The sequence below is a fragment of the Streptomyces sp. NPDC017520 genome (assembly GCF_044329855.1).
Classification (GTDB): domain Bacteria; phylum Actinomycetota; class Actinomycetes; order Streptomycetales; family Streptomycetaceae; genus Streptomyces.
The window spans coordinates 241,224-259,286 of record NZ_JBIRKB010000006.1 but is presented as its reverse complement, the minus strand read 5'-3'; the positions used below and the strand labels follow the sequence as shown (position 1 = coordinate 259,286).

Annotated in this window: 19 protein-coding genes and 2 tRNA genes; 14 read left to right on the top strand and 7 right to left on the bottom strand. The window is 70.3% G+C overall.

Going from position 1 to position 18,063, the window contains the following annotated elements; genetic code table 11:
• Positions 1 to 29 precede the first annotated feature (29 nt).
• The 3 genes from gyrA (at position 30) to ACH4KB_RS16935 (ending at position 3,501) form a co-directional block, all read left to right on the top strand.
• Positions 30 to 2,669, top strand: coding sequence for a DNA gyrase subunit A (gyrA, locus tag ACH4KB_RS16945; RefSeq protein WP_398066719.1), 2,640 nt, complete (start codon positions 30 to 32; stop codon positions 2,667 to 2,669).
• A gap of 93 nt (positions 2,670 to 2,762) precedes the next feature.
• Positions 2,763 to 3,353, top strand: a complete 591-nt coding sequence (locus ACH4KB_RS16940) for a DUF3566 domain-containing protein (RefSeq protein WP_398066718.1) — start codon at positions 2,763 to 2,765, stop codon at positions 3,351 to 3,353.
• A 71-nt stretch (positions 3,354 to 3,424) separates the two neighbouring features.
• Positions 3,425 to 3,501, top strand: a tRNA-Ile gene (locus ACH4KB_RS16935).
• A gap of 212 nt (positions 3,502 to 3,713) precedes the next feature.
• Here the strand turns inward: ACH4KB_RS16935 and ACH4KB_RS16930 are convergent.
• Positions 3,714 to 3,899 (bottom strand): hypothetical protein, encoded by a 186-nt coding sequence (locus ACH4KB_RS16930; RefSeq protein WP_398066717.1) that lies wholly within the window; start codon positions 3,897 to 3,899, stop codon positions 3,714 to 3,716.
• 155 nt (positions 3,900 to 4,054) lie between these two features.
• Positions 4,055 to 4,432, bottom strand: a complete 378-nt coding sequence (locus ACH4KB_RS16925) for a DUF6344 domain-containing protein (protein WP_398066716.1) — start codon at positions 4,430 to 4,432, stop codon at positions 4,055 to 4,057.
• Between the two features lie 291 nt (positions 4,433 to 4,723).
• Here ACH4KB_RS16925 and ACH4KB_RS16920 point away from each other — a divergent pair, with 291 nt between their 5' ends.
• Both ACH4KB_RS16920 and ACH4KB_RS16915 read left to right on the top strand, forming a co-directional pair.
• Positions 4,724 to 4,858, top strand: coding sequence for a DLW-39 family protein (locus tag ACH4KB_RS16920; protein WP_003958712.1), 135 nt, complete (start codon positions 4,724 to 4,726; stop codon positions 4,856 to 4,858).
• A 323-nt stretch (positions 4,859 to 5,181) separates the two neighbouring features.
• Entirely contained in the window at positions 5,182 to 6,516 is a 1,335-nt protein-coding gene (locus ACH4KB_RS16915) for a hypothetical protein (RefSeq protein WP_398066715.1), read from the top strand.
• 19 nt (positions 6,517 to 6,535) lie between these two features.
• Here ACH4KB_RS16915 and ACH4KB_RS16910 read toward each other — a convergent pair whose 3' ends face one another.
• Entirely contained in the window at positions 6,536 to 7,906 is a 1,371-nt protein-coding gene (locus ACH4KB_RS16910; RefSeq protein ID WP_398066714.1) for a serine/threonine protein kinase, read from the bottom strand.
• Positions 7,907 to 8,044: 138 nt separating this feature from the next.
• Positions 8,045 to 8,593 (bottom strand): helix-turn-helix domain-containing protein, encoded by a 549-nt coding sequence (locus ACH4KB_RS16905; RefSeq protein ID WP_398066713.1) that lies wholly within the window; start codon positions 8,591 to 8,593, stop codon positions 8,045 to 8,047.
• A gap of 178 nt (positions 8,594 to 8,771) precedes the next feature.
• Between ACH4KB_RS16905 and ACH4KB_RS16900 the strand changes: the two genes are divergently transcribed.
• Positions 8,772 to 8,844 (top strand) — tRNA-Ala (locus ACH4KB_RS16900).
• A gap of 66 nt (positions 8,845 to 8,910) precedes the next feature.
• Here ACH4KB_RS16900 and ACH4KB_RS16895 read toward each other — a convergent pair.
• On the bottom strand, positions 8,911 to 9,147 hold the full coding sequence (locus ACH4KB_RS16895; protein WP_398066712.1) for a hypothetical protein: 237 nt from the start codon (positions 9,145 to 9,147) through the stop codon (positions 8,911 to 8,913).
• Between the two features lie 979 nt (positions 9,148 to 10,126).
• On the opposite strand from ACH4KB_RS16895, the gene ACH4KB_RS16890 reads away from it, so the two are divergent.
• Positions 10,127 to 10,711 carry a TerD family protein gene (locus ACH4KB_RS16890; protein ID WP_215103583.1) on the top strand — a complete coding sequence of 195 codons (585 nt, stop codon included), beginning with the start codon at positions 10,127 to 10,129 and terminating at the stop codon, positions 10,709 to 10,711.
• Positions 10,712 to 10,853: 142 nt separating this feature from the next.
• Here ACH4KB_RS16890 and ACH4KB_RS16885 read toward each other — a convergent pair whose 3' ends face one another.
• A complete protein-coding gene (locus ACH4KB_RS16885; RefSeq protein WP_398066711.1) occupies positions 10,854 to 11,573 on the bottom strand; it encodes a DUF5324 family protein in 720 nt (239 codons plus the stop codon).
• Between the two features lie 281 nt (positions 11,574 to 11,854).
• Here ACH4KB_RS16885 and ACH4KB_RS16880 point away from each other — a divergent pair, with 281 nt between their 5' ends.
• Entirely contained in the window at positions 11,855 to 12,382 is a 528-nt protein-coding gene (locus ACH4KB_RS16880; protein ID WP_050359820.1) for a peptidylprolyl isomerase, read from the top strand.
• A 136-nt stretch (positions 12,383 to 12,518) separates the two neighbouring features.
• Positions 12,519 to 13,421 carry a rhomboid family intramembrane serine protease gene (locus ACH4KB_RS16875; protein ID WP_398066710.1) on the top strand — a complete coding sequence of 301 codons (903 nt, stop codon included), beginning with the start codon at positions 12,519 to 12,521 and terminating at the stop codon, positions 13,419 to 13,421.
• Positions 13,422 to 13,731: 310 nt separating this feature from the next.
• Here ACH4KB_RS16875 and crgA read toward each other — a convergent pair whose 3' ends face one another.
• On the bottom strand, positions 13,732 to 13,986 hold the full coding sequence (gene crgA, locus ACH4KB_RS16870; RefSeq protein WP_097865620.1) for a cell division protein CrgA: 255 nt from the start codon (positions 13,984 to 13,986) through the stop codon (positions 13,732 to 13,734).
• Positions 13,987 to 14,127: 141 nt separating this feature from the next.
• On the opposite strand from crgA, the gene ACH4KB_RS16865 reads away from it, so the two are divergent.
• From ACH4KB_RS16865 to ACH4KB_RS16845, 5 genes are all read left to right on the top strand, one after another.
• Positions 14,128 to 14,895 carry a DUF881 domain-containing protein gene (locus ACH4KB_RS16865; protein WP_398066709.1) on the top strand — a complete coding sequence of 256 codons (768 nt, stop codon included), beginning with the start codon at positions 14,128 to 14,130 and terminating at the stop codon, positions 14,893 to 14,895.
• Positions 14,896 to 14,925: 30 nt separating this feature from the next.
• Positions 14,926 to 15,669, top strand: a complete 744-nt coding sequence (locus tag ACH4KB_RS16860; protein ID WP_398066708.1) for a class E sortase — start codon at positions 14,926 to 14,928, stop codon at positions 15,667 to 15,669.
• Positions 15,670 to 15,757: 88 nt separating this feature from the next.
• A complete protein-coding gene (locus tag ACH4KB_RS16855) occupies positions 15,758 to 15,946 on the top strand; it encodes a hypothetical protein (protein ID WP_398066707.1) in 189 nt (62 codons plus the stop codon).
• The gene (locus ACH4KB_RS16850) at positions 15,943 to 16,581 is read left to right on the top strand and encodes an aminodeoxychorismate/anthranilate synthase component II (RefSeq protein WP_398066706.1); all 639 of its coding nucleotides are present in this window, start codon (positions 15,943 to 15,945) and stop codon (positions 16,579 to 16,581) included. Before ACH4KB_RS16855 ends, ACH4KB_RS16850 begins: the two co-directional genes overlap by 4 nt.
• Positions 16,578 to 18,047 carry a class E sortase gene (locus ACH4KB_RS16845; protein WP_398066705.1) on the top strand — a complete coding sequence of 490 codons (1,470 nt, stop codon included), beginning with the start codon at positions 16,578 to 16,580 and terminating at the stop codon, positions 18,045 to 18,047. Before ACH4KB_RS16850 ends, ACH4KB_RS16845 begins: the two co-directional genes overlap by 4 nt.
• Positions 18,048 to 18,063: the final 16 nt, after the last annotated feature.

Below are 18,063 nucleotides of genomic sequence, written 5' to 3'. Positions count from 1 at the left end.
GCCGCAGCTCGAAAGGACTTTGACCAGCAATGGCCGACGAGAACACCCCTGTGACACCTGAACCCGTGATGCCCGAGGCAGAGATCATCCCCGGCGTGGGCATGCGCGTCGAGCCCGTCGGGCTCGAGACGGAGATGCAGCGCTCCTACCTCGACTACGCGATGTCCGTCATCGTCTCGCGTGCGCTGCCCGACGTACGGGACGGCCTCAAGCCCGTCCACCGCCGGGTGCTGTACGCGATGTACGACGGCGGGTACCGCCCCGAGAAGGGCTTCTACAAGTGCGCCCGCGTCGTCGGCGACGTGATGGGCACCTACCACCCGCACGGCGACTCCTCCATCTACGACGCCCTGGTGCGCCTCGCGCAGCACTGGTCGATGCGCATGCCGCTGGTGGACTCCAACGGCAACTTCGGTTCTCCGGGCAACGACCCGGCCGCCGCCATGCGGTACACCGAGTGCAAGATGATGCCGCTGTCCATGGAGATGGTCCGGGACATCGACGAGGAGACCGTCGACTTCCAGGACAACTACGACGGCCGCAACCAGGAACCGACGGTCCTGCCGGCACGCTTCCCGAACCTGCTGGTCAACGGCTCCGCGGGCATCGCGGTCGGCATGGCGACCAACATCCCGCCGCACAACCTCCGCGAGGTCGCCTCCGGCGCCCAGTGGTACCTGGAGCACCCCGAGGCCTCGCACGAGGAGCTGCTGGACGCGCTGATCGAGCGCATCAAGGGCCCCGACTTCCCCACCGGCGCGCTGGTCGTGGGCCGCAAGGGCATCGAGGAGGCGTACCGCACCGGCCGTGGCTCCATCACGATGCGCGCGGTCGTCGCGGTCGAGGAGATCCAGGGCCGTCAGTGCCTGGTCGTCACGGAGCTCCCGTACCAGACCAACCCCGACAACCTCGCGCAGAAGATCGCCGACCTGGTCAAGGACGGCAAGGTCGGCGGGATCGCGGACGTCCGCGACGAGACCTCCTCGCGTACGGGCCAGCGCCTGGTCGTCGTCCTCAAGCGGGACGCGGTCGCCAAGGTCGTCCTGAACAACCTGTACAAGCACACCGACCTCCAGACGAACTTCGGCGCGAACATGCTGGCGCTCGTCGACGGGGTGCCGCGCACGCTGTCGATCGACGCGTTCATCCGCCACTGGGTGACGCACCAGATCGAGGTCATCGTCCGGCGGACGAAGTTCCGGCTGCGCAAGGCCGAGGAGCGGGCGCACATCCTGCGCGGCCTCCTCAAGGCCCTGAACGCCATCGACGAGGTCATCGCCCTCATCCGGCGTTCCAACACGGTGGACATCGCACGCGAGGGCCTCATGGGCCTGCTGGAGATCGACGAGCTCCAGGCGAACGCGATCCTGGAGATGCAGCTGCGCCGGCTGGCCGCGCTGGAGCACCAGAAGATCACCGCCGAGCACGACGAGCTCCAGGCGAAGATCAACGAGTACAACGAGATCCTGGCGTCGCCCGCCAAGCAGCGCACCATCGTCAGCGAGGAGCTGGCGGCGATCGTCGACAAGTTCGGCGACGACCGGCGCTCCGCGCTGGTGCCCTTCGACGGTGACATGTCCATCGAGGACCTGATCGCCGAGGAGGACATCGTCGTCACGATCTCCCGCAGCGGTTATGTGAAGCGCACGAAGACGGACGACTACCGCTCGCAGAAGCGCGGCGGCAAGGGCGTGCGCGGGACGAAGCTGCGGGAAGACGACATCGTCGACCACTTCTTCGTCTCGACGACCCACCACTGGCTGCTGTTCTTCACGAACAAGGGCCGGGTCTACCGGGCCAAGGCGTACGAGCTCCCGGACGCCGGCCGGGACGCGCGCGGCCAGCACGTCGCCAACCTGCTGGCCTTCCAGCCGGACGAGAAGATCGCCCAGATCCTGGCGATCCGCGACTACGAGGCCGTGCCGTACCTGATCCTGGCGACGAAGGGCGGTCTGGTGAAGAAGACCGCGCTCAAGGACTACGACTCGCCGCGCTCGGGCGGTGTCATCGCGATCAACCTCCGCGAGATGCCGGACGGCGGCGACGACGAGCTGATCGGCGCCGAGCTGGTGTCGGCCGAGGACGATCTGCTGCTCATCAGCAAGAAGGCCCAGTCGATCAGGTTCACCGCGACGGACGACGCGCTGCGCCCGATGGGCCGTGCCACCTCGGGCGTCAAGGGGATGAGTTTCCGCGAGGGCGACGAACTGCTCTCGATGAATGTCGTCCGGCCCGGTACGTTCGTCTTCACCGCTACCGACGGCGGGTACGCGAAGCGGACCCCTGTCGACGAGTACCGCGTCCAGGGCCGCGGCGGCCTCGGCATCAAGGCCGCCAAGATCGTGGAGGACCGCGGATCGCTCGTCGGTGCGCTGGTGGTCGAGGAGACGGACGAGATCCTCGCCATCACGCTCGGCGGTGGTGTGATTCGTACGCGAGTCAGTGAAGTCAGGGAGACGGGCCGTGACACCATGGGCGTCCAACTGATCAATCTGGGCAAGCGCGACGCCGTCGTCGGCATCGCGCGCAACGCCGAGGCCGGCCGTGAGGCGGAAGAGGTCGATGGGGCCGATGACGTCGACGGCGAGTTGGCCGAGGTTCACGCCGAGGGCGTGAACGAGGGCACTGTCGAGGGCACGGAGCCTTCGACCGGGGAGCACGAGGAGTAGAGCGTGAGTGGAGCCACGGGCGCCGGTTCGGCCGCTTCCGGAGCTGGAGCGAACGGTGCCCGTGGCCCTGCCACGGACTCCCAAGGGGGCACTGTGACGGACACACGAGGGCCTCAGCCCCAGTACGAGGGTTACGCGACCGGGCCCCTGCCCGGCGAGCGTGAGCCCGCACCGGGGCCGTCGGGGCCGTACCACCCGCCCCAGGCGTATCAGGGGCCCGGACAGCCGGCCGGCGGCACGCTGGGCGGCGCGCAGGGCGTGGGCGGCGCTCAGGCGACGCGTAAGCCACGCACAGGGGCGCGGACCACTCCGCGCACCCGCAAGGCCCGTCTGCGGGTGGCCAAGGCCGACCCGTGGTCGGTGATGAAGGTCAGCTTCCTGCTGTCGATCGCGCTGGGCATCTGCACGGTGGTGGCGTCGGCGGTGCTGTGGATGGTCATGGACGCGATGGGCGTCTTCGAGACCGTCGGTGGCACGATCAGCGAGGCCACCGGCTCGAACGAGAGCAACGGCTTCGATCTGCAGTCGTTCCTGTCGCTGCCGCGCGTGCTCATCTTCACCTCGGTCATCGCCGTGATCGACGTGGTGCTGGCCACCGCGCTGGCGACGCTGGGCGCCTTCATCTACAACCTGTCGGCGGGCTTCGTGGGCGGCGTCGAGCTCACGCTGGCCGAGGACGAGTAGCGCGTCGGGTATCGATTTTGGGACTGGCCCCGACGTGCGCTAATCTTCAGAAGTCAGCGCGACAGCGCGGCGGGGCTATAGCTCAGTTGGTTAGAGCGCATCCCTGATAAGGATGAGGCCACAGGTTCAAATCCTGTTAGCCCCACCAGCACGAAGGCCCCTCACCGGAGACGGTGGGGGGCCTTTGACATCTACGGCTGACATCAGCCGATCAGTGGATCTTCCAGGAGTTCCGCGAGCACCGTCACGGCCTCCCGCACACCGTCGCCCACCCCGTGGGTGTAGCCGTCCATGGTCATGCTGATCTGACTGTGCCGGAGGAGCAGAGGCGATCGCCACCGGCCTTGAGGCGGAGGGCGGCTACAGCGTGGACGCGTACAGCAGCACCGCTATCGGAGTCAGCCCGCACACGAGGCCGGCCGAGAGGCACACGTACGCCAGGAACTTGTAGGCCCTGTGCTGTTGGGCCCGGCACGCGGCGAAGCAGGTGAAGCACGCAATGGCCAGGCACGGCAGGACGATGAAGAAGAAGCCCAACGCGGCCACGGCGTCCCCTCTCCGCTGTTCACTCCGCGGCCCGGGCCCGCGAAGTGGGGGCATCCTCGCAGGCCGTGTCAGGGGCGTACGGGACCGGGCCACGGAAAGGGCCCCCGGCCGGTGTGAACCGGACCAGGGGCCCCGGAGTGCGGTGGACGCCGGGATCAGGGAGGTGGCGCCGGGGAGTCGCCTTCCGGGGCTGTGTGGTGGGAGTCGGCCGGGCCGGTCGTGCGGGCGGTCTCCGCGGGGTCGAGCGACAGGTGACGGGTGGCCGGGGAGGAGCCGTGGGCCTCGGCGCGGATGCGCTGCTTCATCGTGGGCGGCACGGCCCGGTCACGCGGAAGGGTCCATCGGACCGAGGGGACGATCGGGGTTGCCGCGGTGGCTGCCGTGTGCTCCTGGGGCGTGGTGCTCGGCTGCGCCGCGGCGTTCGTGGCGTTCGCGGCGCCCGCCGTGGCGGTGGCGAGGCCCAGCGACGCCAGGAGGGCGAAGAACGCGGTGATGAAGGCGGTCCAGAGGTTCTTGGGCTGGAAGGTGCTCATGGCCCCTCGCTTTCGGACGGTCCGGTTGCTGACTTCTCCGATCATGTGGATCCGGGCCGTGGTTTCGAGGAGCGACGCCCGCTCTGCGCCGATCTTCCGATGAACACCACTCGTATGGTGCAACCGGAGTGGACAGGCCCTCGCGGAGGGTCGGAAAGGGTGCCGAGAGGTCTCTCCGGATGCCGTGAATGGGGTGCTCCGGGCCCCCCGGGCAGGTAACCGATCGGTATCGGCCGGTGTGTATAGTCGGCGACAGAAGGCCCATACGCCAAGGAAAGACGAGGTCGCGCGGTGAAGAAGCTTCTCCTGGTCGCACTGGCCGCCATCGGCGGGCTCCTCGTGTACCGCCAGATCCAGGCGGATCGCGCCGAGCAGGATCTGTGGACGGAGGCGACCGACTCCGTGCCCGCAGGTTCGGGTGTGTGAGACGGCACAGTCTGTTACGGGCCCCGGTCGCTGAGCGGCCGGGGCTTCGTGCTGCTCGGGGCCCGCTCGTCGGCGTGCGGGCCCTTTGTCGTACGTGCGTGACGCCCGGGCCTCCGGGGCCCCCGCGTCTCTTGAGTTCACTGGAGCACATACATAAATTGCTCTGGTGAACCTGGCCGGGTGTCGGCGAGGGCCGGAACGCGGACAAGAGGGGCAATACGGCTGCGACCGGAGACACCGGCGGTGCGGGCGGGGCAGGATGGACCGGCATCGCGGCCGGGCGGTCGACGGCACCGGCGCGTGAGGACGACGAGGGGAAGCGCGTGAAGAGGCAGCGCAACAGGGGTCGGGTGGTGGCCGCGGCACTCGCGGCGATGTGCGCGGCGGCGGCCCTGCCGGGGCAGGCGCACGCGGCCGGTCCCGGGGTGTACGCGTTCGACCCCGACGCGAAGAACGTGCAGGGCGCGGCGACCAACGTCGAGGCGTCCACGCTGGACGAGGGCGTCCCGTACCGCAGCACGATCAAGCCGGGCGAGAAGCTCTACTACCGGGTCACGCTGGACGACGCCTCCGCCGCCTACGTCTCGGCGGTCGCGGTGCCCGGCGACAGCGGCGAGGTCGCCTACGGCGACGGCATCAACGTCAACCTCCGGGAGACCGACAACACCCAGTGCAGCTCGGAGCGGGCGAACTTCGGCTCGGGTGAGTACGCGCGTCCCATCGCCGCGTACGTCTCCCGGACCATCAAGGAGGGCAGCTCCACCTGCCAGGAGAGCGGCCAGTACGACGTCCTCGTCGAGCGCGAGAGCAAGGACACGTCCAACTCCGAAGCCTGGGACCTGGAGTTGCGCTTCCTCCAGGAGCCGCGGTTGAAGAGCGGGGTGACCATGCCGACCGACGGGCCCGAAAGCTGGCCCTCGGCCTCGGCGAAGCCGCTGACCGGGAAGCAGCAGAAGCGGTCCGGCGGGTCCGGGTACTCCGAGGCCACCAGCCTGGAGAACGGCCGCTGGCAGGACACGGTCGCCCCGGGACAGACCCGCTTCTACCGGGTGCCGGTCGACTGGGGCCAGCAGCTCCACGCCACCGCGGGTCTCTCCAACAGCACCGGCGACGTCGGGGAGTTCGTGGGAAACGCGCTCACCCTGTCGCTGGACAACCCCGCCCAGGGGCATGTCTCCGACGCCACGCTCTCGTACTCCGGAGGGCCCGCTTCCGCGTCCCTGAAACCGCTGCCGCCGGTGGCCTACCGCAACCGGTTCGCCTCCTCGACCCAGGTCAGCGCCATGCGCTTCGCGGGCTGGTACTACCTGTCGGTGTCCCTCAGCCCGAAGCTCAAGGAGTCCTACGGCGCCGAGCCGATTCCGTTCGAGCTGGCGGTCCAGGTGAAGAACAAGGCCGAGACGTCCCCGTACGAGGGTGACGCCGGGGTCTTCGGCGTCACCGACCAGGACCGGGAAGTGGCCCGGAAGGGGAAGAACGCCCGGGAGGCCGCGCAGAGCGGGCCGATGACGGTGGTCGCCGCGGCCGGGATCGGCACGGGGTCCGTGCTGTTGCTCGGGCTGGGTGTCTGGACGCTGCTGGCCCGCCGCCGCGTCGCCGGGGCCCCGGCGGCGGGTACGCCGGTGGCCGGGGGCCACCAGCCGCCGCAGGGCTGGTAGCCGGCCCGGCGGCAGGCCGTCAGATCTGGGTCAGGGCCCAGATGCCGACCGCGAAGCAGATCAGCGCCACCACCAGCACCGGGATCGCCACCTTCGGGGGCGGTCCCGGACGCGTTCCCCGTACGGGCGCGCGGGGAGCGGTGTGCTGCACCGGCGGGGCCGGCACCGGGGGCTGTTGCTGCTGGGCGGTGTAGGCGCGGGTGGCGACGGGATCGTGCGGTACGCCGGAGGTCGGCGCCTGGGAGAGGCCCGGCGCGCCGACGGCGTACGGGGGCGGCGCGTCCGCGGTGAACGGTGCGGCCTGGGGCTGCTCGAACCCCGGCTGCGCGTAAGGCGGTTGCTGCGGGGGCGAGGCTCCGGGCGGGGGCGCGAGGTGGAAGCTGCCCGTCTCGGACATCGACGCGGGGGGCGGTGCGTAGGCCTGCCGAGCGGGCTCCGGAACGGCCGGCGGCGCCGGTGCGGCCGCGGGGGCAGGGGCGGGGGCGGGCTCCTCGGGCTGCTGAGGGGCGGTCACGGGCCCGTCGGGGCCGAACCCCGCCGGCAGCGGCCCGATCTGGTCGAACACCTCCACCGGCTCGTCGTCCGGGCCGGGTTCGGGCAGCATCTCGACCGCCGCGGTCAGGGCCTTGCGGGCCCCCGTCGCCGTCCGGAACCGGGCGTGCGGGTCCGGCTGGAGCAGCCCGGCGAGAACCTGCCACAGCGGCTCGGGGATGCCGTTGGGCGCGCTCGGGGTGCCGTGCGCGGCGAAGTGCTCCACCAGCGCCTGGGAGTCGGGCTTCTGGCCCTGGAGGAGATAGAGCGCGACCAGGCCGACCGCGAAGAGGTCAGCGGGGAAGTCGGGTTCGGCGCCCATCATCTGCTCGGGGGCGAAGTAACCGGGCGTGCCGACCACGTAGTTGGTCTCGGTCAGCCGGGGTTCGCCCTTGCGCATCGAGATGCCGAAGTCGGAGAGGCGCAGATGCGGGCGGCCCGTTCCGGTCGCCTCCATCAGGATGTTGGCGGGTTTGATGTCGCGGTGCACCACCCCTTCGGCGTGCACCGTGGAGAGCCCGGAGAGCAGCTGGTCCAGCAGCAGGCAGACGAAGCGCGGGGGCAACGGGCCGTAGTCGCCGATGACATGGGCGAGCGAGCCGCCGCTCACCAGGTCCATGGTGAACAGGACCTTGTCGTCGTCGGCGGCCCAGCTGGCCGGTGCCAGCACGTGCGGATGCTCGATGCGCAGGGCCTGTTCGCGGACGAAGCGCAGCAGCGTGTGCGCGTCGCTCTGCTGGAGCACCTTGGCCGCGACGTACCTGCGGCGGCGGTGGTCCCAGGCGCGCCAGACGGCGCCGACCCCGCCCCGTCCGATCGGATCGACCAGCTCGTACCGACCAGCGAAGACCTCACCCATTGTGTTGCGCCCGCTCCCCGTTCCCGTGGTGCCGCGGCGTCTGCCGCGGCCCGTGTCCGGCCCCGTGCCCTGCCGGCACCAGGGCGCCGCACGGTGTGCGCGTGCCCTGGCTCCGTCGTCCGTCGTGGTCCGGAGCCGCTAGCTCTGGTGCCCCTCGTAGTGCGCGACCGCGTCCGCGGTGCGTCCCGCTCCGTACACCTTGAGGAACTCTGCCAGCTCCGGGTGGGTCGGGGCGAGGGCGTCCGCGGCGTCGATGATGTCGCCGGCCGCCGCGACCGACCGCAGCAGGGACTGGATCTCGCGCACCACACGGCGGACGGTGGGAGCGCCGCCGGTGGAGCTGGTCTGGCCGGTGGCGGTCAGGACCGACCCACCCTGTGACTTCTTGATCTCCCCCATGCGGTCGGTGGCCTCGCCCGCGCTGACGCTGCCGTCGGCCACCTGGCTCGCCAGCTCCTGGAGGGCCTGGACGCGCTGGACCACCGCGGGATTCCCGATCTTGGCCCGCTGGCCGCTCATCAGTTGGGAGAGCATCGGGGCGGAGAGCCCGAGAACAGCGGCCAGCCGGGCCTGGTTCAGGCCGAGGTCATCGATCAGCCGGCGGAAGAGCGCCCCCAACGGCTCTCCGTACCAACTGCGTTGAAGCTCTCTGGCTCTTGCCGTCGCCTCTTGTTGCGCTGCGTCCATGGCGTCTCCCCATCGCTGCGGCTTCGCTGCTGCGAACCTTGCGAGCATCTTACGGAGCGTGGTCGTCCACGGGGAGTCCCTATCCTTTTGCAGGATTACGGGGGTCACCCGGTACTCTGGTCTGCGACGGTAGCCCTGGCACGGACGTGCTGGGCGTTGCCCTCATTCGTTGTGGCCCGGGGCCTTAGCTCAGTTGGTAGAGCGCTGCCTTTGCAAGGCAGATGTCAGGAGTTCGAATCTCCTAGGCTCCACACTTTTACACCCCCCTGACCTGCGGAAACGCAGTCAGGGGGGTGTTTTTGTCCAGCGGTCCGGGCTCATCGAGCACGTCGGGCGGCTGGAGGCGTCACACGCCATTTCTCCCGGAGCCAGGCCAGATCGGTTTCGGCGCGGGCGCGGGCCGTCCGCTCGCGGGTGAACACCGCCTCCGTCTTGGTCAGGACCAGGGTGTACGGGCGGCCCTGGCGCCGGGTGGTGTGAGAGACGGGCAGGCCGGCCAGGTCGATACGGCTGTGGATGTGCCGGCGCTTGTCCTTCGCGAGCGGCCATTCCATGACCCGGCGGGTGCGGGAGGCGAGGGAGGCGTCCAGGTCGGGGCAGAGGTCGCAGCCGGAGCGGCACGTACCGGCCGGGGCGAGGGACCAGTCGTCCGCAGCTCGTACGGGGAAGGCGACGGCTGCGGTCAGCCGGGCCTGACAGTGGTCGGCGAGCGACTGGAAGGCGCCGCCTGCGGGGGCCTCGTCGCGTACGGCGGCCGGGTGGTGTGCCGCGGAGCGCAGGGCGGAAAGCAGGCATTCCAGGGCGGTGTCCGGCAGCCCGCGCAGGGTGGTGGTGATCGTGTCGGCGGCCCGGGGGCCGGTGCCTGCACGATGTGGGCGAGTGTGGTGCCGAGCCGCTCCATGGCCGGGCGGCGTTCCGGCTCCCGGCCTACGCCCAGCCAGCCGGTGAGCTGCTCCTCGGTCGCTTGCCAGGCCCCTTCGGCCAGCGGTGTGGCCACCGCTGCCCCGCCACCGTCAGCGTTCCGCAGAGCGGCACATAGGCCGGGTAGGGAGGCGAGCCATGCCGCGCGGTCGGCCCCGGTGCAGGCGCCGGCCGGCCCGAACCAGTCGGCGACGGTCTCGCGTGCCCACGTCGGTCCGTACCGTGCGGCCGCTTGTGCGAGGTCGGGGGCGTGGACCTCGCTCAGAGTCTCCACCCCGAACGGCGCGAGGAGCATCACGCTCGTCCGAGCCGCTTGCGTGCCTCGTGCCCCATGGTGCGCCCGTCTCCCTGCTCGGCGGCGTGCCGTTCCGGCCGTCCCGAAAACCTAGTGCTCCAGGGAGAGGCCCTGCACATGGTCGACAGGATGATCTTGACATTCGAAGAGTACGTGGGTAGGGGCGAGATCGACGTGGACCGCGCGACGGGGATGACGGCACTGCCTGGCCCCGATCTCGTACGATCCGGAACCGGCGCGCTTCCCGCGGGGGCCGAGTGCCGGAGGTACCAGGCACACTTCATACGTAAACAGTCGAGCCACAAAAGGACTCAGGCATGATCACGTTGACGAAGGAAGACGGCCCGGCCGACCTGGGTGGGGTGACCCATCTGTCCATCGGGGCGTCCTGGGACCCCACCGTCGGGAGCAGCGGCGGCCTGATGGGGAAGCTCCGGCAGAAGGCCGGCACGGACCTCGACCTGATCGCCATCGCGTTGCAGGGCGGGGACCCGGTGCGGCTGGCGGGTCTGGACTCGCTGGACCCGCTGGGCAACGGCTCGCTGGTGCACAGCGGCGACAACCAGACCGGGCACGGTGACGGTGATGACGAGACGGTGACCGTCGAGTTCGCCAAGATTCCTTCGAACATCACGGCGATCGTCTTCATCGCCGCCGCGTACAAGAAGCGCAGCGCGTTCAGCAACGCGCGCAACATCAGCTTCAAGGTGTACGACGCGACGGGCGGCAGCACGCAGCAGGTCGCCGACATCTGGCCGAGCATGCTCACCCAGGACAACGGCGTCGCCGTGGCCAAGGCGATCCGCGAGGGCGCGGGCTGGAAGCTCCAGGTGATCAACGAGACCGGGAAGATCAAGCAGGGCGACGAGCAGGCCCTGATGCGCTTCGCCGTGAGCCGTTAGTCGCCGGTGAGCGGGGCCCGCTCCGCCGTCCTTCGGCGGAGCGGGGCGGGGACGGGGAACGGACAGCGGCTGCGGCGACCGCCAGGGCGGTCGGCCGCAGCCGCGTCCGTTCTCTCAGGGCGTGAACCCGGGGCGCCCCGGGTCAGGGCCGGTCGTCGAGGCCGGGGGTGTCTCCCTCGCCCGACTCGGCTTCGGCCTGCTTGGCCTTGACCTCCGGGTCGAGGTCGGCCCGGGCGCTGCCGTCGACCGAGCTGAGCGGCGAACGCTCGTCGCCCACCTCGGTGGCGACCGGCGGCTCGACCAGCCAGTCCGGGTTGGCCTGCTTGTCCCACCAGCGCCAGGCGGCGTAGGCGCCGCCGGCCAGGACGCCCAGCACCAGGAACCCCTTCGCGGCCCGGCCAGCCTTGGCCCGCCGCTGGTGCTTCCTGGCCAGCTTCTGGATCTCCTTGGCCGTCACCTGGGTGCGCAGCGCCGCGAGGGCGGCCGCGCTGCGGGCGGAAGCCTGCTCGGCGACGGGCAGGGCCATCGACCGGGCGTGCTCGACGCGGGGGGCGGTGTAGTCGGCGGCGCTCCGTGCGGCCTTACGGGTGGAGACCGCGGCGCGGTGCGCGGCCTCGTCGACCCTGGGCGGCACGTGCGTACGAGCCTGTTCGAGGCGAGGTGCGAGGTGGGACGCGTACTGGACACGCGCCTGCTGGGCGGCCTTCGTCACCTTCGGCGCGAGTTGCGTACGAGCCTCGTGCGCGTAGTGGGCCGCCTGCTTCTTGGCTGTGTCGGCGTAGGGCGCCACCACTTCCGCGGCGTGCTGCGCGCTGTCCTTCGCCGAGTCGGTTGCGGCGCGCACGCTGTCGATGCGGGTCACGAGATCCTCCTCCTTGGTGGCGGGTAGGTACTCCGCCTGTCCGCCCAGTTCGAAATCATGCCTGTTGGGTCCACGCCCGGCATGCGGGACGGGCATCCGGGTCATGAGCGCCCTTCGCGGCCAAAACGGTTCATGTGAAGTGTGCCGACGACAATGCCATGGTTCGGTGCCTAACGCGCCGTTTCGTCCGGCATCCGGCCGCACGTTTCCCGGTCCGTGGGAGGATCGGCGGACGTCAGCGATGGATGTGACGTCAGGTGAAGGACGAAGGAAGGCAGACCGTGGCCGAGCAGCTTTACGCCACCTTGAAGACCAATCGGGGCGACATCGAGATTCGGCTTCTGCCGAACCATGCCCCCAAGACGGTCCGGAACTTCGTCGAGCTGGCCACCGGGCAGCGCGAGTGGGTCAACCCGGAGACCGGGGAGAAATCCACGGACCGGCTGTACGACGGCACGGTCTTCCACCGCGTCATCAGCGGTTTCATGATCCAGGGCGGCGATCCGCTGGGCAACGGCACCGGCGGCCCCGGTTACAAGTTCGCCGACGAGTTCCACCCGGAGCTGGGCTTCACGCAGCCGTATCTGCTGGCCATGGCGAACGCGGGCCCGGGGACGAACGGCTCGCAGTTCTTCCTGACCGTGTCCCCCACCGCCTGGCTGACCGGCAAGCACACCATCTTCGGCGAGGTGTCCGGTGAGGCGGGCCGCAAGGTCGTCGACGCCATCGCGGCCACCCCGACCAATCCGCGTACCGACCGTCCGCTGGAGGACGTGGTGATCGAGTCCGTGGTCGTCGAGACCCGCTGACGACCGCTTCCGCTTCCCGCCGGATACCCTCGCGGGAACCAACCGCCCCGCCCGTCCGTACTGATACATAGCGGACCAGCGGGGCGGCCCTGTTCGCGCCGCCGAGCGACGAGGACCGAGAGGCAGGCCAGGACCGATGGACCAGCAGCCGCCGGGGGACCGTGCCGCCGCCGCGGGAAGCGGGGCGCCGACGCCGGCCTGCTACCGCCACCCCGACCGCGAGACCGGCATCAGCTGCACGCGCTGCGGGCGGCCCATCTGTCCCGAGTGCATGGTCAGCGCCTCGGTCGGCTTCCAGTGCCCCGATTGCGTACGTCAAGGCTCGGGCACCGGGCACCACCCGGCGGCCAGTCGGCCTCGGACCCTGGCGGGCGGGTCGGTGGCCGCCGATCCGCGCCTGGTCACCAAGATCCTCCTCGGCATCAATCTGGCCGTCTTCCTCCTGGTCTCTGTCCGTCCCGCGCTGGTGGGCGATCTGACGCTGGTCGGCCGTTGGGACCCGGCACCGATGCTGGTTCCCGCCACGGGCGTCGCCGAGGGGCAGTGGTACCGCCTGGTGACCTCGATGTTCCTGCACCAGGAAGTGGTGCACATCGGGTTCAACATGCTGGGGCTGTGGTGGCTCGGCGGACAGCTGGAGGCCGCGCTCGGCCGCTCCCGCTATCTCGCGCTCTATCTGCTGTCCGGTCTTGCGGGCAGCGCCCTCACGTATCTGATCGCCGCGCCCAACCAGGGGTCTCTGGGCGCTTCCGGTGCGGTCTACGGTCTCTTCGGCGCCACCGCCGTGCTGATGCGCCGGATGAACTACGACATGCGGCCGGTGCTGGTGCTGCTGGCGATCAACATGGTCTTCACCTTCACCTGGGGCGGCATCGCCTGGGAGGCGCACGTCGGCGGTCTGATCGCGGGGGTCGTCATCGCCATCGGCATGGTCCACGCCCCGCGCGGGCGGCGTACGGCGGTGCAGGCCGGTGTGTGCGCGCTCGTCCTGCTGGCCACCGTCGGGATCGTCGTCGCTCGCACGATGTCCCTCACCTGAGCCGGATGAGCCGGATGAGCGGGATGAGCCGGATTCCGGGCGGAACAGGGGCCCTCCACCCCCAGGCGGACCCAAGTTGTCCACAGTCTGCGCAGAATCTTGTGCATGGCAAGAGGAACATGCGTTCCCCTCGTCGCTGAGCTGGGTCTTTCCTTCTGGGCAAAGGGGTGCAGCCCCCCTCGGCGAGGGAGGCTGCGGTCACACCGGCGTCAACATGAGTGGAGGTTATCCACAGATCGTCTGACCTTTTCCCCCGACTGTGGATAACTCTGTGGGTAACTCAGGGCAGGGCTTGCGCGGAGGGTGTCCGTCACTTCCACTGCGTCGACACGGCGAAACCGCCGGCGATGAAGCCGAAGCCGACCACGATGTTCCAGTTGCCCAGGGCGTCGACCGGAAGATCACCTTCGGTCACGTAGAACACCACGATCCAGGCCAGCCCGATGAGGAACAGGGCCAGCATCACCGGAGCGACCCAACTGCGGTTGGTCAGCTTGATGGTCGTTGCCTGCTTCGCCGGGGGCGGCGTGAAGTCGGCCTTCTTGCGGATACGTGACTTCGGCACGAGGGACTCTCCTGTCGATGCGCTGCGTGACCGCGCAGGGATCTGTGGCGGGCGCCGGGGGCGGGTGCCAGGGGGAATGCTGCCTCCCCCGAGCGTCCGTTAGCGTAGTGCTTCTCTGGCGCCTGATGAGATAAGGGTACGTTGAGCAATTCCGCCGACTCCCCAGAAGGCCCGGCCCGGCGCACCTCCGCGTGGGCGGTCCGGGGTCTCACCGCTGCGGTTTTCGCCCTGGCCGGACTCATCTTCGTCACCAGCGCCAACACCGCCAAGGGCACCAATCTGCGCAGCGACTCCTCCCTGCTCAAGCTCTCCGACCTGATCAGGGAGCGCAGCGAGAACAACGGCGAGCTGAACGACGCGGTCGCCGGCGCCCGCGCGGACGTCGACGCCCTCGCCCAGCGCGACGACGGCTCGACCAAGGCCGAGGACGCCCGGCTGAAGGCCCTGGAGAAGGCGGCCGGCACCACGAAGATCAGCGGCGAATCCGTCAGCGTGACGCTCGACGACGCGCCCCCCGACGCCACCGCCAACCCCGGCTACCCCGAGCCCCAGCCCAACGACCTCGTCATCCACCAGCAGGACCTCCAGGCCGTGGTGAACGCGCTGTGGCAGGGCGGGGCGCGGGGAATCCAGGTGATGGACCAGCGGCTGATCTCCACCAGCGCCGTCCGCTGCGTGGGCAACACGCTCATCCTCCAGGGCCGCGTCTACTCCCCGCCGTACAAGGTCACCGCGGTCGGCGACCCGGGCAAGCTCAAGCAGGCGCTCAACGACTCCACCGCGATCCAGAACTACCTGCTGTACGTGAAGGCGTACGGGCTGGGCTGGAAAGTCGACGAGAACGAGGCGGTGACTGTGCCCGGGTACTCGGGCACAGTGGATCTGCACTACGCACAGCCTGTGGAGTGAGCCCGAGCTGAGCCCCGGGGAGGCCGTCCGGTGTCGGTGCGCGTCGTCGTCAGAACCTTCAGTGAACTCTGCATCACCGTGGGCGCGCTGATCATCCTCTTCGTCGTCTACTTCCTGTTCTGGACAGGCGTGAAGGCGGCCGACGCGGCCGAGGGCGAGATCGAGACCCTCCGGAGCCAGTGGGCCCAGGAGCCCATGGCGCCGGCCCCGCCGCCAGCCTCTCGGGAGACGTCCGCGTCCCCGGAGACGTCCGCCTCGCAGCCGCCTTCCTCAAGGACCCCGGACCCGCGGCCGGTCCCGTACCGCGCCGGAAAGCCCTTCGCGACGATGCACATCCCGCGCTTCGGCCCCGACTGGGAGTGGCCCGTCCTGGAGAACACCGCGGTCACCACCCTCCAGAAGGGGCTCGGGCACTACAGCGGAACCGCCCGCCCCGGCGACACGGGCAACTTCGCGGTGGCCGGGCACCGGAGGACGTACGGCGACCCCTTCAAGGACTTCCCGCGGCTGAGGCCCGGGGACGCGGTGGTCGTCAACGACGGCACGACCTGGTTCACGTACCGCGTCGTGAAGAAGCCGTACCGGACCGTGCCCACCGACACCGCCGTCGTCGACCCGGTGCCCCGCGGCTCCGGATTCGAGGGCGCCGGACGCTATCTGACGCTCACCACGTGCGAGCCGGAATGGGGCAGCAGCCACCGGCTGATCGCCTGGGCGCATCTGGACGCCACGCGGCCGGTGAGCGACGGAAGGCCGCCGGAGCTCTCCGGCTGACCGTGCCGGTCCACGCTTTTCCCCAGCTGACCCCCTCCCCGGCCACGGGCCCTCTAGTCTGGTGCGGGTACCGAATGGAGGGGTCAGCATGTACGGCTGGATCTGGCGGCATCTGCCGGGCAACGCATGGGTGCGGGGTGTCATCTCGCTCGTGCTGGTTCTGGCGGTCGTCTACGCGCTGTTCCAGTACGTGTTCCCCTGGGCGGAGCCGCTGCTTCCGTTCGGTGATGTGACCGTCGACGGCGGGAGCGCCGGGGGAGCAGGAGCAGACCAGTGAGCGCACGCGTCCTCGTCGTGGACAACTACGACAGCTTCGTCTTCAACCTCGTCCAGTACCTCTACCAGCTCGGCGCCGAGTGCGAGGTGCTGCGCAACGACGAGGTGACCCCCGCCCACGCGCAGGACGGCTTCGACGGGGTCCTGCTCTCCCCGGGTCCGGGGACGCCCGAGCAGGCCGGCGTCTGCGTCGAGATGGTGCGCCACTGCGCGGACACCGGCGTCCCGGTCTTCGGCGTCTGCCTGGGGATGCAGTCGATGGCGGTCGCGTACGGCGGTGTCGTCGACCGGGCCCCCGAGCTGCTGCACGGCAAGACCTCCCCCGTGACTCACGAGGGCAAGGGCGTCTTCGCCGGACTGCCGTCCCCCTTCACCGCGACGCGCTATCACTCGCTCGCCGCCGAACCCGGCGCGCTGCCCCCGGAGCTGGAGGTCACCGCCCGCACGGCGGACGGCATCATCATGGGGCTGCGCCACCGTGACCGGGCGGTGGAGGGTGTGCAGTTCCACCCCGAGTCGGTGCTCACCGAACACGGCCACCTGATGCTCGCCAACTGGCTGGAGCAGTGCGGAGACCGGGGGGCCGTCGCGCGGTCGGCGGGACTCGCGCCGGTGGTGGGCAAGGCCGCCGCGTGACCGTAGGCCGCCCCGGGCACGAGGCCGGACCGGAGGGCCCTCACCCGCAAGGGGTGTACGGGGCTGACGGCGCGTTCGTGGCAGCGGTGGACGGCCTCGCGGATCCGCTCAGCGATCCGCTGCCCGGCGGGCCCGGCTCGCCGTGGTTCCGGGCGGACAACATCCCGGGCGGGCCGGGAACGGACGGGCCTGGGCCGGGTCCCGGGCCCGTGTACGCACCAGGCCCCGGAGTGCCGGTGCCGGTGCCGGTGCCTGCGCCCGTGCTCGGACACGTACCGGACCCTGGGCTCGGACACGTACCGGATCCTGGGCTCGGACACGTACCGGATCCTGGGCTCGGACACATACCGGCGGCGGCGGCGTCGCACGAGGCTGGTCACACGCCTCACCAAGGGCCTCAGCGGCCCCAGGGAGCCCCGACCGAGTGGTACGACCCCGCCGGGTACCAGCGCGACTGGTACGGGCCGCAGGAGCCGTCTGCGCGCACGGCTCCGGCCGAGGTGCCGGCCCCGGACCGGGGCCTCCGCGCCGAACCGCGCACCGAAGTGATGGGCGCCGTCGTCGGAGGGCCCGCCGAGCCCCGCACCGAAGTCATCAGCCGCATCCCGGCCGAGCCCGGTCCCGGGCCCGAGCCGGCTTCCCGCCCCGGTCCGCCTCCCTCCGGTGGGCGGGCCGAGCGGCGGCGGGCGGCCAAGGGGCGCGGCCGTCGGCGCCCGGAACCGGTCGTCGAACAGGCCGCCCCGGCCGCCCCGATGTCCCGGATGGAGGCCCGGCGCGCGGCCAGGGCGGCCAAGGACAGCCCGGCGGTCGTCGCCAGCCGGGTGGTCGGCGAGGTGTTCATCTCGCTGGGTGTCCTGATGCTGCTGTTCGTCACCTACCAGCTCTGGTGGACCAACGTCCGGGCCGAGCAGATCGCCGGCAAGGAGACGAACCGGATCCAGGACGAGTGGGCCAGAGGCGACCGGAAGCCCGGGGTGTTCGCACCCGGCCAGGGCTTCGCGATCATGCACATTCCCAAGCTGGACGTCGTCGTCCCGATCGCCGAGGGCATCGACAAGGAGAAGGTGCTCGACCGGGGGATGCTCGGCCATTACGGCGAAGGCAGGCTCAAGACCGCGATGCCCTCCGACAAGCAGGGCAACTTCTCCGTGGCCGGCCACCGCAACACCCACGGCGAGCCGTTCCGCTACATCAACAAGCTCGAACCCGGCGACCCGATCGTGGTCGAGACGCAGGACGCGTACTACACGTACGAGATGGCCAGCATCCTCCCGCAGACCGCGCCGTCCAACATCTCGGTGATCGATCCGGTGCCGGTGGGTTCCGGGTTCGAGGGCCCGGGCCGGTACCTCACGATGACGACCTGCACCCCGGAATTCACGAGTACCTACCGGCTGATCGTCTGGGGCAAGATGGTCGACGAACGGCCGCGCAGCCAGGGAAAGCCCGACGCGCTCGTCGGCTGAACATCCTCACGACAGG

Bases quoted from the DNA above. Each gene is read 5' to 3' on its own strand.
- gyrA (WP_398066719.1), top strand. From the start codon at position 30: ATGGCCGACGAGAACACCCCTGTGACACCTGAACCCGTGATGCCCGAG.
- ACH4KB_RS16925 (WP_398066716.1), bottom strand. From the start codon at position 4,432: ATGAGCACCTTCCAGCCCAAGAACCTCTGGACCGCCTTCATCACCGCG.
- ACH4KB_RS16910 (WP_398066714.1), bottom strand. From the start codon at position 7,906: ATGGGTGAGGTCTTCGCTGGTCGGTACGAGCTGGTCGATCCGATCGGA.
- ACH4KB_RS16905 (WP_398066713.1), bottom strand. From the start codon at position 8,593: ATGGACGCAGCGCAACAAGAGGCGACGGCAAGAGCCAGAGAGCTTCAA.
- ACH4KB_RS16895 (WP_398066712.1), bottom strand. From the start codon at position 9,147: ATGGAATGGCCGCTCGCGAAGGACAAGCGCCGGCACATCCACAGCCGT.
- ACH4KB_RS16890 (WP_215103583.1), top strand. From the start codon at position 10,127: ATGATCACGTTGACGAAGGAAGACGGCCCGGCCGACCTGGGTGGGGTG.
- ACH4KB_RS16875 (WP_398066710.1), top strand. From the start codon at position 12,519: ATGGACCAGCAGCCGCCGGGGGACCGTGCCGCCGCCGCGGGAAGCGGG.
- ACH4KB_RS16855 (WP_398066707.1), top strand. From the start codon at position 15,758: ATGTACGGCTGGATCTGGCGGCATCTGCCGGGCAACGCATGGGTGCGG.